The sequence below is a fragment of the Tsukamurella sp. DT100 genome (assembly GCF_049844855.1).
GTDB lineage: Bacteria > Actinomycetota > Actinomycetes > Mycobacteriales > Mycobacteriaceae > Tsukamurella.
This window is the reverse complement of record NZ_JBNCLV010000010.1, coordinates 149,098-161,692: the sequence shown is the minus strand read 5'-3', so window position 1 is coordinate 161,692 and position 12,595 is coordinate 149,098. Positions and strand designations below refer to the sequence as shown.

The following is a 12,595-nucleotide window of genomic DNA, read 5'->3' as shown; positions in this document are numbered from 1 at the left end:
TCGAGGTGGTGGTGCGGGGTGGGTGGGCTACTGGTTGTCGGCCATGGAGACGAGGGGCGCGGTGCCGCGGTCCTCGTACGTCGTCCAGGCCTGTACGAGCGCGGGGTGCGAGGTCGCGATGGTCATGCGCTGCAGCGGGTCGGCGTGCCGGATCAGCTCGATGACGCGCCGCTGGTGGTCGGACGGTGTCGGCCACCGTCCGGGCGGGCCGCCGAGGTGGGCGAGGATCAGCGCGGACGCCTCGGGCGCTTCGATGCCGTCGGTGATGGACTGCAGGTGACCGAGGACTTTCGTGAGGTGCTTGAACGAGGTGAGAAGTTGCGCGGCGAGCTTCTGGTCGAGGATCTGCCAGATGTTGTCGCCGGTGATCGTGACTTCCGTGCCGGTGGCCGCGCCGGCATGCTGCCCGCGGGCCTGCAGGTACAGCAGGGTGTCGTTGACGTGCTCGGTGATCTCGGCCAGCTGCTCGTTGTCGAGGGTGCGCGGGGTGTGGCGTTCAGGCATCGTCGCGGCCTCGTCGCTCGAGGACGTCGAGGCCCGTGCCGGTGGGCCGGTCGGTGTTGGTGCCGACGGCGGACCAGCCAATAACGCCCGCGCAGTAGATGGCGGCGAGCAGGAGCAGGACGTTGAGCATCAGGCGGCCTCCGCCCAGGCGAGGACCCGCGGCCAGGTGTCGGGGCAGTAGTTCCGCGACGCGGCGCTGACGAGAACGCCGGTGTCCCAGCCGGAGATTCCGGACGCGATGCCGGTGTCGACGACCGCCTGTACGGGGTTCGTGCGGAGCGCGCCGCACGTCGCGACGCCGAGCTCCACCTTCGACCGCGGGGTGCCGCCGATGCTGCCGGTCTGCTCGGCGGCAAGGTCCGCGAGGTAGGCGCGGTCGGCGCGCGTGTAGGCGCCGGGGTTAGCGGTGGCGGCGGGCAAGACGGCGAGTAGCGGCGCGGCGAGCGCGACGGTTGCCGTTGCGAGCGATATGCGAGTCGACCAGGTCTTCATCGGTGGGTCCTTCGTCTTCTTCGTCCGGGGATGGTTCGGGTTCGGGGAGGCCGGCACTGAGTTGCCGGATCTGCTCCTGGCGTTCCTCGAGCTCGACGGCCTTGAGCGACTTTCGGGCGAGTGCCTGCGGGTCGAGGTTGTTGGTGTTCGTCACCCACCTCAGTAAACTCGAATCGCGGAACTAATTCAACTATTCCCTCGTTCTAGGAGGTCGCGGACCATGAACGCACCCACCCTGGCGTCGCCCGCGGACAAGCGGTACGAGCTGCGGCGGCTCGTCGAGCTGCTCGCCGAGCAGGGTCTGCCGCTCGCCGACGTCCCCTCTCCCGCCGCGCTGGCCGGCGAGCACGACCGGCTGTTCGTGACCCGCGACCACATCCGCGTGATCGACGACGCGCTGGTGTGGCTGGCCGCCACGCCGGGCGGCCGGCTGATGGTGAACATCCCGCCGCAGCTGGGGAAGTCGACGCTGGTGTCGCGGTGGCTGCCGTTCTGGTGGCTACTGCAGCGGCCGATGGACCGGATCGTGCTCACGTCGTACGCGTCGTCGCTGGCGGCCGGGCACAGCGCGGCGTGCCGCGACCTGATCGCGGACTTCGGCGCCGAGTACGGGCTGTCGCTATCGCCGACGGAGTCGAACCGCACCGACTGGACGCTGACGACAGGCGGCGGCCTGCGGGCCCGCGGTGTGCGCGGCGGCCTGACCGGTAACCCTATGGACCTGGGGATCATCGACGATCCACTGGCGGACCGCGCGCAGGCGGACTCGCCGGTGTACCGGGACGCGGTGTGGGAGTGGTACTCCTCGGTGTTCCTCTCGCGCATGAGCCCGGGGGCGCGGCAGGTGGTGATCATGACCCGCTGGCACCAGGACGACCTGTCGGGGCGGCTGCTGAAGCGGGACGGGCGGCTCGAGGACGGTGGCCTGTGGCGGGTGGTGCACCTGCCGGCGATCGCCGTGGCGGCGGACCGGGAGCGCGGGTTCTACGCCGATCCGCTGGGCCGGGCGGCGGGTGAGCCGTTGCCGCACCCGAAGATCCCGGCGGGTGATCGGGCCGCGGCGATGGCGTTCTGGACGCGGCGGCGCGCGGACTCCACGTCGCGGGACTGGAACGCGCTCTACCAGGGCGTCCCGCACGACACGGAGGGCTCGCTGCTGTCGGATCTGGATGTGCTGCGCGCGACGGTGCACCAGGGGCCGGCGCTGCGGCGCATCGCGGTCGGCGTGGACCCGTCGGGCGGTGGCCGCGACGAGGCGGGCCTGGTCGCTGGCGGGCTCGGCGCGGACGGCCGGGTGTACCTGACGCGGAACCTGACGGCGCGGATGACGTCGGACCGGTGGGCGACGGCGGCGTGCACGTTGGCGGCGGAGGTCGGCGCGGACCGGATCGTGGTGGAGAAGAACTTCGGCGGCGACATGGCGCGGCTGCTGATCCTGCAGGCGTGGGAGAACCTGGTGCGGGACGGGAAGGTCGCGGGGTTGCCGCCGATGGTCACGGAGGTGACGGCGCGCCGGTCGAAGGTGCTGCGCGCGGAGCCGATCGCGCAGGCGATCAAGGGCCGGCCGGACGCGGACGAACCGGGGCGGGTGCGGTTCGCCGATGTGCACGAGCTGAAGGGCCTGAAGGCGGAGTGGACGATGTGGACGCCCGGCAGCACGTGGTCACCTGGTGCGCTGGACGCGAGCGTGCACCTGGTGACTGAGCTCCTGCCATCGCTGCCCGGTGGGGCGCGGATCGAGTCGCCGACGGGGATCCGCCGTGGCGAGGCGCGCGGCGGTGGTCCGCGGATCCAACGCCGCGCATGATCGGCCTGTCCTATTCTCGTCGCCATGAGCGATGGCGGCGGGGACGACGATTCTCGACAGACGTGGGTGTGGGCGGCTGGGATCGTCGCTGTTTCCGTGGTCGGGCTTGTCGCCGGTTCGCAGATCGCGCGGTGGGCGGGCCAGGACGTGGACTGGTACACCGGCTTCGGTCAGTGGCTCGGTGCCATCGCTTCCATCCTCGCCGCCGGCGCCGCACTCTGGATCGCCACCTCCGACCGCCGCAGAGCTGATCGGCTCGCGCGCGAACGGCAGGACGAGGACGACGAGAAGGAGCGCATCCGGCTAGAGCGCGTCGCCGCGCTCGTCCGCGTAGAACACGGCACGACGGTTCCCCAATTCGGGGAAGCCGTGTTCATCCAGATCATCAATATGCGGTCCGAGACCATCGTCGATGTCCAGATCACGGAGTACGTAATCGAGGGCCACAACTGGGCCACCACCGAACAATGGCTGTCGGACCACGTTCGACGAATTCCCCGCACACCTGACGGCGCTCCACGCCCGCTCAACAGCGACATCCCTGCGAACTCGGCGGTCATCAGACACGCCGCCGAAGTCCCGGAGTCTGATCCGGCATTCGTACCGAGGAAAGTCCCTGAGCTGGTCGTGGTCACGTATCTCGACTCGGCGGGTCTTCAGTGGCAGGTGGATTCGACGGGGCGTGCAGAGCGGATCCCTGATCGGCACGACGCGGAGGCCTGAGGGCCGGCGCGGCTGAGTCTGCGGGCTTCCATTCGAGGTGGAGTCGTTGGGGGCCTTCGTCGAGGCGGAGGCTGCCGGCGTCGACGGTGCCGCCGATCTCGTAGTTCGCGGCGGGGTGCTGGTCTACGTAGGAGCGGACGGCGCGGGTGAGCGCGGCGTGGCTGGTGATCCAGGCGGTGGCGGTCATGAGTTCGGTGCCACCGCTCACCAGGTCGGTGACGAGGACCTGCCGGTGCATGGCGCTGCTGGTCATGGGGTCTCCTCTACGGTGCCGTCGACGACGGTGGGCTGCTGCTGGAGCTGGGTGAGACGGTCGCGGATGGTGGCGATGTCGCGGTCGATCTGCTCGCGGTGCGCGACGATCACGGTCTGGTTGACCTGCGCGGGGGTGTCCTCGACGCGGTACAGCTTCGCCTGCCGCTCGAGGAGCTTGATCGCGGCCTCCATGGCGCGGATGCTGCCGCGGTCGACTTCCTTCCAGATGCGGGCGTAGAGCCGCTCCGAGCGTTCGATGAGGATGTCGAGGGCGCTGTCGCCGAGTTCGGCGCGACGTTGCGCGGCGGCTTGGGCTTCGGCCCGGACGTCGGTGTAGGCGACGGCGGGTGTGGTGCCGAGCTGCTCGGCGATCTCGCGGTAGGTCTTGCCGGTGCTGAACAGCTCGAGGGCTTGGGCGCGGCGGTCGTTGATGGCGAGTTCGCGGCGCTGTTGGTCGGGGGTCTGGCGTTTCGTCACCGGTGGCCTCCGTTCGGGTAGTGGGGCATGAAGTCGGTCCGCGGGCCAACGAGTTCGTCGCGGTCGATGCGCAGGCCGACGACCAGGCCGACGTGCCGCCAGGGGTCGGCCATGCGGACGCACTCCTGGCACGGCTCGGCCGGCGGCGGGTAGTTGCGGGCGACGGTGCGCGGCAGGGAGTGCACGCCGGTGCCGGGCTCGGTCGCGATGTTCCAGTTCTCGTCGTACAGGCGGAGTGTGTCGGGGCGCTGTTCGCCGAGCTGGCTGGCGGTGAGGTCGGTCGGCAGGTCTCCGGTGAGCCACGCTGTCGGGTCGAATAGCTCGGGGTGCTCGGCGTACGCGCGCTGCATCTGCAGCACGAGGAGGTCGAGGAACCACTGCGGGTAGATGGCGGTTCGTGGGAACCGGGGCCGCGGCGGCGGTTCAGGTGGCCCGGTGAGCTGGTGCTGGCAGGCGGCGTACGCACCGTCGCGCCACGCGGTTCCGCGAGAGACCGGCGGCGGGGCGTCGGCGGCGTTCGTGAGGAGCAGCACCCAGGTGCCGAGGGTGATCGAGCGTCGCGGGAACGTGACCTCGATCGGCACACTCGGCCGGTCGGTGCGGATCGGGCGGCCGTCCCAGCCGAGGTCGTCCAGGAACGGGTTGCGCGCGGTCAGGATCGCGTTCAGGTGCTGGGGTTCGCGGCCGTCGCCCTGCAGGGTGAGCTTCCCGGAGACGCGGAACGGCGGAGCCTTCGGCGTGAGCCACGCGGACGGGTCGAATAGGGGCCAGAGGCCGTCGAACGCGATCGTGTAGCACTGGGCGGCCTTCGTGACTTCGCCCGCGCGGGCGTAGCGGTCGCCGAGGAGCACCATCAGGGAGCGGCGAACGGTGTCGCGGCTGGGTGTGGTTTCAGGTTCGGGCATGGCGTAGTTCCTCAAGGGCCCGGGCGAAGTCGAGGGCGTAGGCGTGGGTGCCGAACACGAGCACTGGGCGGTGAAACCAGGGCCGGCGGACGGTGATGCGTACGCGGTCGTCGCGGATTGTGAGCCACCAGGTGCGCCATTCCCCGGGGTAGAGGTAGGGGTCGGGGAACAGCCCATCCGGGACGTCGAGGGTCTTCTCAGGCATGGTCGGGGGTTTCCTCTCCGCGGTCGGCGGCGCGGTCGTGTTCGGCGAGCAGGAGCCGGTAGGTGGTGAACAGGGCGATGCCCTTGCGTGGGGCGACCTGCCGGACGGCCTTCGCCCAGCACGCCCCGCACTCGATGACGGTCACGGCGCGCACCCCGGGCAGTTCTCGGCGTGGCGGCCGTCGTCGCCGATCTGGTGGAACACGACGGGGCCGTAGTGCGGGTGGAGCACGGGGAGCGTGATTCCGCCGGCCGTGAACGTCTCACCCTCCTCGATGTCGTCATCGTCATCGCCCTGGTCGCCGCGCAGGCACGTGAAGCAGAACTCCCCGCCGCGTAGCTTCCGCACCGCGGTGATGAGCGCGAGGATCACGTCCTCACGGGAGTACAGCGGGCCGGTGTCGACGTGCAGGGCGCCGTCGTGCACGGTCTCGGTGCCCTCCGGGGTCCATCTGGACATGAGTTCCAGCAGCTCATCGAGCGTGTTCGTCGTGCTGTCGTAGGTGGCGTGCACGGCCTCCTCGATCGCGTCGAGCGTGCCCGAATCGACAGGGAACGGCGGCAGGGCGGTCATGAGCACTCTCCGTCGTGGCCCTCGGCGAGCGCGCACCACGGGTCGAGGTGGCAGATCCGCGGGATGATCGTCTCCTGCACCTGCTCGTACGTCTTCGCGAACACGCCTGCCTCGCAGGGGTAGAACTCGCCGACCACGCCGCGGATCACGTAGTCGCCGGGGCGGGCGAGCATGTCCCCTTCGAGGGTGCGGATCGCGATGGCGTACTGCCCGTCGACGCGCACGACCTCGGTTCGGCCGCCGTTGTCGTTGATCCAGCGGTGCAGCGCCGCGTTGTCGTGGACGGTGGGTTCGGCCGGGTAGTGCATGGCTTCGATGACGACGGGGCGCTTCCGCCAGCGGGTGGGCTCAGGCATGGTGCGCTCCGCCCTGGCCTGCGGGCTGGCCGCCGCGGGTGCCGGGGTTGCCGCTTCCGCCGCCGTTGCCGGGCTGCCACGCGGCGACGGTGTCCTCGCGGCCGGCGCGGTACAGCTCCAGGCCGTAGTCGATGCAGTGGGCGCGCTCCTCGTCGGTGAGGTCGTCCCATGTCGGTACGAGGGATGGGAGGAACTGCCGGTCGCGGTCCTTCGCCCAGCGCGCCGCGAGGATCGGCTCGACGCGGTCGCGGTCGCGGGTGTCGGCGGCGGCCTGGCGCTCGTCGCGCTCCACCTCGTCGGCGGTGCGCCGAACCACGGACTGGAGGTACCTGGCGGCGTTGGGGGCGTCCACATGCTCACGGGCGGTGTCGATGCGGTCGGCGAGGTCGCGGAGCCACGCCGCCGAACCGGCCTCGGGCTCGGCGGTGAGCTTGGCTTCGCGGCGCTTCCACTCGGCCTCCATGCGGTCGTACTCGCCGGTCTCGGTGTCGACGATGATCCGAAGGTGGCCGCCGCGGGGCGCGGTGCCGCCGGTCTCGATGAGGTGGCAGCCGGGTTCGCCGGCGGCGAGGGCGCGCGCACCGTTGAGGACGGCCTTCTCCCACGCCTTCAGGAGGTGGGTGTCGTCGTCCATGTACTCGGTGAGGGTCCAGCCGTTGCCGTCCTGGTCGAGGTGCCATTTCGAGCCGTCGGTGGCGGTGTGCTCCAGCGGGTAGCAGTCGGGCGCGGGGAAGCCGTACCGCTCGGTGGCGGCGTCGGTGGTCATCGTGCGGTACCAGCCCGGGGAGTGCACGGGCTGCGGCTCGTCGGTGTCGATGTGGATGACGCGGGCTGTATCGCTGCCTTCGGCTCGGATACGCGCAGTGCGGCCGGTCTCGATGAGCTTGTCCGCGAGGGCTTCGATGGTGCTGTGAGGCGTGATCCCGGCGAGCTGGTCGGGGAGGGGCATGGTGTTCTCCTGGGTGTTCGGGATGGTCTCGGTGGCGTCCGCGAGGGCGGCGCGGATCATGTCGTGGAGAGCAAGGGCGTCGAGCACGCGGGCCTTCCACTCCTGCGAGCCGCCGACGGTAGTGATCGGCTTGGCCTGCGGCGTTTCCGGTTTCGCGCGCTCAGGTGAGGGGATCGGCTCGCCCTCGTCGTCGATCCAGCCGATGGCCCGGAGGAACTCGTGGTCGTCGTCGGGCGGCTCGGGCTTCCGCCGGCGCGGCCACCTCACGGGCGGGCCTCGGGTGTTCCGACGCTGAGGTCCATCTCGGCGAACGTGGCCTTGACGTCTGCGAACGGCATCGAGGCGAACGGCTGCCAGCACGAGCAGTACCGGTCGTCGGGCTCGTGGCAGTGGGCGCATTCGACGGGCGGGCACTTCTCGCAGGCGCTCGGCTGCGGGTTGTCGGAGTTGGCGGGCGCGCCGCACCGTAGGCACCTCATTCGGTGATCCGTCCGTTGAAGTGGGCGGGCGGAGTCCAGCCGCTTCCGAGCAGGTAGTCGACGAGGTCCGCGCCGCACTTCCACTGGTCCCGTTCGCCCTTCGCGGTCAGCCGCCGTGCCTTCTCGGCGAGGCTCATCAGGTCGTCGTAGACGGCCTGCTCGACGTCGGCGCGCTGCGCGTAGATGGCGGCGTCGTCGTGTCCGTCGGTGCGGAGCTGTCGGGCTACGTCGCTGAGCCGGGTGTGCGCGTAGGCGATGTCGCGGCGGTCGAAGGTGCTCATGCGCGGAGTCCGTCGAGTGCGGCTGCGTACAGCTTGTTCGCGAGGGATTCGGGGCCGCGGGCGCGGCTGTCCTCGTAGGGGTCGATCGCGTCGTAGTGGGCGCGCGCGATCTGCTCGGCCATCTCCTCGTCGGGCACGAACTCGCCGGCGGGCGCGGAGCACTCGTCCTGGATCGGCGCGGGCTCCTCGGTGACCTCGGCGCGCACCCACGTGCCGGGCGCCCAGGCGGCGACCGCGAAGCCGCCCGAGGTGTACTGGCCCTGGATCTCTCGCTCGACGGTGAGCGTGCCGTCTTCGACGCTGAACCAGTCGGCCTCGTACGTGATGGTGTCGTTGACCGTGATTCCGGCCTTGTGGACGGTGACGACGGTGCGGGTCTGGTTGTCGCTCATCGCTGCACCCACGTAACGGGGATCGTGTCGGCGGACTCGGGCGCGAACTCCAGCCGCCACTCGTAGTCCAGGTCGGCGACTTCGATCACCTTGGCGTGGGTGTGGTTCACGTCGTCGGCGGTGATCTCGTCGTCGGGACCGAACTGGGCCAAGGCGTCGTACTCGCTGACGAGGCGGGCGAACTCGGCCTTGTCGATGTGTCCGTAGCCGTAGATGCCGTAGCCGTTCTCGTCTTCGAAGAACGGGAAGGTGTGGTTGTCGTCGTAGACGGTCTCGAAGTCCTTGGCGGTCAGGGTTCGGGTCTGGGTGTCGGTCATGGTCAGTTCTCCTCGGGTGTGATGGTGGGGCCGGTGAATCGGGCGGCGGTGCGCTCGGGGACGGTTGTGGGGATCGGGATCGCGGGATGCCCGCGGAGGCCGCGGTGCCGGAGCAGCGACGGCGTTCCCTCGCGGATGAGGTCGGTGATGTCGTCTTCGCGGACCGGTCGGCGCCAGGCGTCCCAGCCGACGTGGATCGAGTGCGTGCCGGACCGCTTGTGCGGGGAGTGCGTGTGTCCGTGGAGGAGCCAGCGGCCCATCAGCGGGAGCCGGTACTGGCCGTACCGCTCCAGCTCGGTGTGGTCGCCGCCGCCCTGGTACGGGAAGTGCGACAGCAGCACCTCGTGGCGGACGGTGTCGACGGCGAACCGTTGCCGGGCGTACGGCTGCACGCTCTCGAACACCTGGAGGTAGCGGCGCTGCCACTTCCAGGCGTCGCGGTGCATCGGGTGGGCGGGGTCGTGGTTGCCGAGGATCAGGTGCTTGGTGACGGGGACTTCGGCGAGGAGGTCGAGGGCGCGTTCGGTGGCGCGTTTGGAGCCGCCGGAGAGGTCGCCGAGGATGTACAGCTGGTCGCCCTTGGGGTTGAGAGCGTGGAGGGCGTCCAGCAGTTCGTCGTCGTGGTCCTGGGTGTAGTCGTACCCGCGGGTTTCGGCGACGAGTTGGTGCCCGAGGTGCAGGTCGGCGGTGTAGTACCTCATAGCTCCTCCTCGCTGTAGAGGAGCCGGTCGGTTCCGGTGGGCCACACGGCGTGTTCGCCGTACGCGTCGCGGCAGCAGGTGCACACGTCCGGTCCGAACTCGCGTGCGCGCCGCTGGTGCTTGGCCCTCAGGGGGGCCAGGGCCTCGCGGGCGGAGGCGACGCGCTGGACGTGGCGCGACCGGCCCTCGGTGGCGGCGCCGGCTCGGTCGGCCGCGGCGACGGCGGGATCGGTGCTCATCGTGTGGTCCTTTCGGGGCGGGCGGGGAGGTCGAGGCCGGCCATCGCAAGGCGGTAGTCCTCGGTGACGATGAACGGCACGGGCAGCCGGAGGTGGACGGCGCCGATCGCGGCGAGCGCGAGGGCGTCGCGGGCGTTGTCGTCGCGGCACGGAACGGCGGGCCACATGCGGGTGACCGCGGCCTCCATGCGCTTCTTGCCGGGATCCTTGGCGCCGCTGCCGGTGGTGATCTTCTTCAGCGAGGACGGTTGCACCACGGTGATCGGGGTGTCGGGTCGGGTCTGGCTGATGGCGGCGTAGAGGAGCCACCAGAGGTAGACGATGCGGTCGTGGCCGATCTGGTTGGAGCCGAAGGAGATGCCTTCGATGACGAGGTGGTCGATGTGCTCGCGGGGGAGGCTGTCCATCACGGCGTTGCGTTGGGTGGCGGTGCGTCGGGCTTGGACGGCGCGCGTGTCGGACTTCTTGCCGCTGCTGGTGACGACGTGGGTGCTGGCGATGGTGCCGCGGCCGGGGTCGTAGGTGATGACGGCGACGCCGGTGCCGGCGAGGGATGGGTCGAGCCCTACGACGGTGGTCACGATGCGCCTCCGGCGAGGCCGATGCCGGTGAGGGCGCCGAACACGAGGAGCACTGCCGCGGTGAGGAATGCGGCTTCGGGCCAGGTGCATCGGTAGAGGTGGTGGATGATCGCGGCGAGGACCGCGCACGCGAGGAGGAACGCGGCGGCGCCGGCGAGGATCTGGAGAACGATCACGATGCGCCTCCGCTCACGGCGTCCCATTCGCTCGCGTCGCCCGTGGTGGCGTGCACTTCCATCGCGAGTTGCCCGGCGGTGGCTGCGGCCAGCGCGAGGGTGGCGTGCACCTGGGCGACAGTGAGGAGCGCCGCGATCTGCTCGCTGGTGAGGTTGTAGCCGCCGATCGGGTCGACGTCCGCGAGGAGTCGTTCGGCTTCGGCGTAGTGCTCGGGGCCGTTCACAGTGCCTCCTGGGCGTCGAGTTGGCCGGTGCGGTAGGACGCTTCGACGACGGCGTCCTCGCGGGCGTTGCGTCGTTCGGGGGTGAGGTCGGTGAGCTGCACGATGGGCTCCCACCCGCAGCCGGGTTCGTGTCCGTAGGGGCCGCCGCCGTAGCAGGTGCAGCCGCCGGCCTCGGCGACGATCCAGCCGTTGCGGACGTGGAGGGTCGGGTCGGAGAGGCCGGTGAGCGCGGTGAGGACTTCGGCGAGTTCCGCTCGTGCTGCGGAGAGCTCGTGTGCGAGCCGGTGTTCGTCGCACGGCCAGGGGGAGGAGTCGTGGGCGCAGAGCTTCCGGGGTTCGTCGCCGGGGTATCGGCCGCGGGTGACGTAGGCGTGGCGGGCGAGTGCGTTGAGGATGAGTTCGTCGTCGTTCACTGGTCCTCCTCGGCGACGGCGTCGTGGAGGTACGGGAGCCGCGCGTACAGGTCGGCGTACGGGCCGGGCGGCATGAGGGCGACGGCGGTGACGTCGTCGAACGGCCACGCGACGCCGGTGACGTTCCAGGTGGTGCCGTTCCAGTCGGCGCGGAGGCTGCCGTGGTCGATGTGCTCGCGGAGCCATGCCTTCACGTACGGGTCAGCGATTTGCACGTGGACGCCACGGCCGTCGCGCATGGTGCTGGTGGTGTCGGCGGAGGCGCGGGCACCGTCGGGCAGGTAGAAGCTGATCGACGGGCCGCCGGCGGCGGTGCGCGCGGTGCGGTATGCGACGCGGTCGGCCTGGCTCAGCTTGTCGTTGGGGCCGCCGGGCATCGGCAGCACCTCGTCGATGGCGTCGATGGCGCGCTGTCCGGCGCCCCAGACGACGATGCGGCCGCCGGACGTCTCGTGATCGGTCGCGTAGTGCGCCCCGCGGTGGTCGGGCTTGCCCTCGCATGTGAGGCCCTCGCCGGACCGGGCGGCGCACACCTCGTCGGCGCTGTCGCGGGTGGCCTGCGCGAGGGCGTCGCGGCGCGTGTTGGGGTTGGCGGGGTCGCCGCTGAACTCGTGGGTGGTGATGGTGCCGTCGGGGTGCTCGACGCCGATCCGGTCGCCCTTCGCGAGGTGCGGGAACGGCCCGGCGTACGGGGCGCGCCCGAGCACTTCGTCGACGCGCGGCGGCTTCGGGATCGCGCCCAGCATCAGCACCAACTCGCGGCGGTCGTGGTCGTAGCTGTACCCGGCGAGGCTCCACTCGCGGTCCATCCAGGCCACGAACACCGTTGCGCCGCCGTCGTCGGGCTCGAAGTGCGGCGTGAGCCAGGCGTACGCGGTGTCGACCTGAGCGGCCCGGACCTGCACCCGAGTGCCGGCTTCGCCCCGCACGGCCCGTCCGATGACGTCGAGCTTGTCGGTGTGCTCGCGGTTCCACAGCCGCACGGGCGCCTCCGGCGGGAGGGTGCGGCGCGGCGCGGTCCGGCCCGCGAACGGGGCCGCGGGCTCCGGCTCCGCGATCGGGAACAGCGGTGCGGCGGTGTGGGCGCTGGGCTGATGGTCGCCGTCGTGCCCCACGGGGAGCAGGCACGCACTGCGGACGCCGCCGCCGGAGATGACGCGAGTACCGCAGGGATCGGGCTGCCCGAGGGCGGCGGCCAGGAGGTCGCGCGGAACGATGTGCTCGCCGGCGTGGACCATCCGGCCCTCGAGCCACGCGGACAGCCAGTCACGCACCGGCGTCGGTAGCACCGCGACGGCACCGGCCCGCGTGAGTTCGCTCGCGGGCCGGTCCGCCGGGGACGACTGGCGGACGGTGATCGTCCACTCGCGGCACTCCCCCGCGACCGTCGACGTCACCCGCTGCACGGTGATCCGGTCGTCGGTCGGCGAGACCGCGACGCTGCGGCGCGTGTTCCCGCCGCCCCGTTCCGCCGTGGAGCGACTTTCAGGTGCGTCCTGGGGTGGATGGGCCGGGGCGGGGTTTTCGATGCTCATTTCGCGTCTCC

The 12,595-nt window shown here is 70.9% G+C and carries 24 protein-coding genes; 2 read left to right on the top strand and 22 right to left on the bottom strand.

What is annotated here, in order from left to right:
• Positions 1 to 27: 27 nt before the first annotated feature.
• From ACLQ3K_RS22100 to ACLQ3K_RS22085, 4 genes are read right to left on the bottom strand one after another with little or no spacing between them, the layout of a single operon-like run.
• On the bottom strand, positions 28 to 504 hold the full coding sequence (locus ACLQ3K_RS22100; RefSeq protein WP_426001614.1) for a hypothetical protein: 477 nt from the start codon (positions 502 to 504) through the stop codon (positions 28 to 30).
• Positions 497 to 634 (bottom strand): hypothetical protein, encoded by a 138-nt coding sequence (locus ACLQ3K_RS22095; RefSeq protein WP_426001613.1) that lies wholly within the window; start codon positions 632 to 634, stop codon positions 497 to 499. Before ACLQ3K_RS22095 ends, ACLQ3K_RS22100 begins: the two co-directional genes overlap by 8 nt.
• Entirely contained in the window at positions 634 to 924 is a 291-nt protein-coding gene (locus ACLQ3K_RS22090; RefSeq protein ID WP_426001612.1) for a DUF732 domain-containing protein, read from the bottom strand. Before ACLQ3K_RS22090 ends, ACLQ3K_RS22095 begins: the two co-directional genes overlap by 1 nt.
• The gene (locus ACLQ3K_RS22085; protein WP_426001611.1) at positions 905 to 1,150 is read right to left on the bottom strand and encodes a hypothetical protein; all 246 of its coding nucleotides are present in this window, start codon (positions 1,148 to 1,150) and stop codon (positions 905 to 907) included. The genes ACLQ3K_RS22090 and ACLQ3K_RS22085 overlap by 20 nt, the downstream gene beginning before the upstream one ends.
• Positions 1,151 to 1,216: 66 nt before the next feature.
• On the opposite strand from ACLQ3K_RS22085, the gene ACLQ3K_RS22080 reads away from it, so the two are divergent.
• Entirely contained in the window at positions 1,217 to 2,803 is a 1,587-nt protein-coding gene (locus ACLQ3K_RS22080; RefSeq protein WP_426001610.1) for a terminase large subunit domain-containing protein, read from the top strand.
• A gap of 24 nt (positions 2,804 to 2,827) precedes the next feature.
• Positions 2,828 to 3,526, top strand: coding sequence for a hypothetical protein (locus ACLQ3K_RS22075; RefSeq protein WP_426001609.1), 699 nt, complete (start codon positions 2,828 to 2,830; stop codon positions 3,524 to 3,526).
• 249 nt (positions 3,527 to 3,775) lie between these two features.
• Here ACLQ3K_RS22075 and ACLQ3K_RS22070 read toward each other — a convergent pair whose 3' ends face one another.
• From ACLQ3K_RS22070 to ACLQ3K_RS21985, 18 genes are read right to left on the bottom strand one after another with little or no spacing between them, the layout of a single operon-like run.
• A complete protein-coding gene (locus tag ACLQ3K_RS22070; RefSeq protein ID WP_426001607.1) occupies positions 3,776 to 4,258 on the bottom strand; it encodes a hypothetical protein in 483 nt (160 codons plus the stop codon).
• On the bottom strand, positions 4,255 to 5,163 hold the full coding sequence (locus ACLQ3K_RS22065; protein WP_426001606.1) for a hypothetical protein: 909 nt from the start codon (positions 5,161 to 5,163) through the stop codon (positions 4,255 to 4,257). Before ACLQ3K_RS22065 ends, ACLQ3K_RS22070 begins: the two co-directional genes overlap by 4 nt.
• Positions 5,150 to 5,368 carry a hypothetical protein gene (locus tag ACLQ3K_RS22060; protein WP_426001605.1) on the bottom strand — a complete coding sequence of 73 codons (219 nt, stop codon included), beginning with the start codon at positions 5,366 to 5,368 and terminating at the stop codon, positions 5,150 to 5,152. The genes ACLQ3K_RS22065 and ACLQ3K_RS22060 overlap by 14 nt, the downstream gene beginning before the upstream one ends.
• Entirely contained in the window at positions 5,361 to 5,513 is a 153-nt protein-coding gene (locus tag ACLQ3K_RS22055) for a hypothetical protein (protein WP_426001604.1), read from the bottom strand. Before ACLQ3K_RS22055 ends, ACLQ3K_RS22060 begins: the two co-directional genes overlap by 8 nt.
• Entirely contained in the window at positions 5,510 to 5,941 is a 432-nt protein-coding gene (locus ACLQ3K_RS22050; RefSeq protein ID WP_426001603.1) for a hypothetical protein, read from the bottom strand. The genes ACLQ3K_RS22055 and ACLQ3K_RS22050 overlap by 4 nt, the downstream gene beginning before the upstream one ends.
• The gene (locus ACLQ3K_RS22045; protein ID WP_426001602.1) at positions 5,938 to 6,297 is read right to left on the bottom strand and encodes a hypothetical protein; all 360 of its coding nucleotides are present in this window, start codon (positions 6,295 to 6,297) and stop codon (positions 5,938 to 5,940) included. The genes ACLQ3K_RS22050 and ACLQ3K_RS22045 overlap by 4 nt, the downstream gene beginning before the upstream one ends.
• A complete protein-coding gene (locus tag ACLQ3K_RS22040) occupies positions 6,290 to 7,513 on the bottom strand; it encodes a hypothetical protein (protein ID WP_426001600.1) in 1,224 nt (407 codons plus the stop codon). Before ACLQ3K_RS22040 ends, ACLQ3K_RS22045 begins: the two co-directional genes overlap by 8 nt.
• Positions 7,510 to 7,725, bottom strand: a complete 216-nt coding sequence (locus tag ACLQ3K_RS22035; protein WP_426001598.1) for a hypothetical protein — start codon at positions 7,723 to 7,725, stop codon at positions 7,510 to 7,512. Before ACLQ3K_RS22035 ends, ACLQ3K_RS22040 begins: the two co-directional genes overlap by 4 nt.
• A complete protein-coding gene (locus ACLQ3K_RS22030) occupies positions 7,722 to 8,006 on the bottom strand; it encodes a hypothetical protein (RefSeq protein WP_426001596.1) in 285 nt (94 codons plus the stop codon). Before ACLQ3K_RS22030 ends, ACLQ3K_RS22035 begins: the two co-directional genes overlap by 4 nt.
• Entirely contained in the window at positions 8,003 to 8,398 is a 396-nt protein-coding gene (locus ACLQ3K_RS22025; RefSeq protein ID WP_426001595.1) for a hypothetical protein, read from the bottom strand. The genes ACLQ3K_RS22030 and ACLQ3K_RS22025 overlap by 4 nt, the downstream gene beginning before the upstream one ends.
• Positions 8,395 to 8,715, bottom strand: coding sequence for a hypothetical protein (locus ACLQ3K_RS22020; RefSeq protein ID WP_426001593.1), 321 nt, complete (start codon positions 8,713 to 8,715; stop codon positions 8,395 to 8,397). The genes ACLQ3K_RS22025 and ACLQ3K_RS22020 overlap by 4 nt, the downstream gene beginning before the upstream one ends.
• Positions 8,716 to 8,717: 2 nt before the next feature.
• The gene (locus tag ACLQ3K_RS22015) at positions 8,718 to 9,416 is read right to left on the bottom strand and encodes a metallophosphoesterase (protein ID WP_426001591.1); all 699 of its coding nucleotides are present in this window, start codon (positions 9,414 to 9,416) and stop codon (positions 8,718 to 8,720) included.
• Positions 9,413 to 9,655 carry a hypothetical protein gene (locus ACLQ3K_RS22010; RefSeq protein WP_426001589.1) on the bottom strand — a complete coding sequence of 81 codons (243 nt, stop codon included), beginning with the start codon at positions 9,653 to 9,655 and terminating at the stop codon, positions 9,413 to 9,415. The genes ACLQ3K_RS22015 and ACLQ3K_RS22010 overlap by 4 nt, the downstream gene beginning before the upstream one ends.
• Complete coding sequence (locus tag ACLQ3K_RS22005) at positions 9,652 to 10,236, bottom strand: hypothetical protein (RefSeq protein WP_426001588.1); 585 nt, start codon at positions 10,234 to 10,236, stop codon at positions 9,652 to 9,654. Before ACLQ3K_RS22005 ends, ACLQ3K_RS22010 begins: the two co-directional genes overlap by 4 nt.
• Positions 10,233 to 10,412, bottom strand: a complete 180-nt coding sequence (locus ACLQ3K_RS22000; protein ID WP_426001586.1) for a hypothetical protein — start codon at positions 10,410 to 10,412, stop codon at positions 10,233 to 10,235. Before ACLQ3K_RS22000 ends, ACLQ3K_RS22005 begins: the two co-directional genes overlap by 4 nt.
• The gene (locus ACLQ3K_RS21995) at positions 10,409 to 10,636 is read right to left on the bottom strand and encodes a hypothetical protein (protein ID WP_426001584.1); all 228 of its coding nucleotides are present in this window, start codon (positions 10,634 to 10,636) and stop codon (positions 10,409 to 10,411) included. Before ACLQ3K_RS21995 ends, ACLQ3K_RS22000 begins: the two co-directional genes overlap by 4 nt.
• Positions 10,633 to 11,049 (bottom strand): hypothetical protein, encoded by a 417-nt coding sequence (locus ACLQ3K_RS21990; protein ID WP_426001582.1) that lies wholly within the window; start codon positions 11,047 to 11,049, stop codon positions 10,633 to 10,635. Before ACLQ3K_RS21990 ends, ACLQ3K_RS21995 begins: the two co-directional genes overlap by 4 nt.
• Complete coding sequence (locus ACLQ3K_RS21985; protein ID WP_426001580.1) at positions 11,046 to 12,584, bottom strand: hypothetical protein; 1,539 nt, start codon at positions 12,582 to 12,584, stop codon at positions 11,046 to 11,048. The genes ACLQ3K_RS21990 and ACLQ3K_RS21985 overlap by 4 nt, the downstream gene beginning before the upstream one ends.
• Between the last annotated feature and the right edge of the window lie 11 nt (positions 12,585 to 12,595).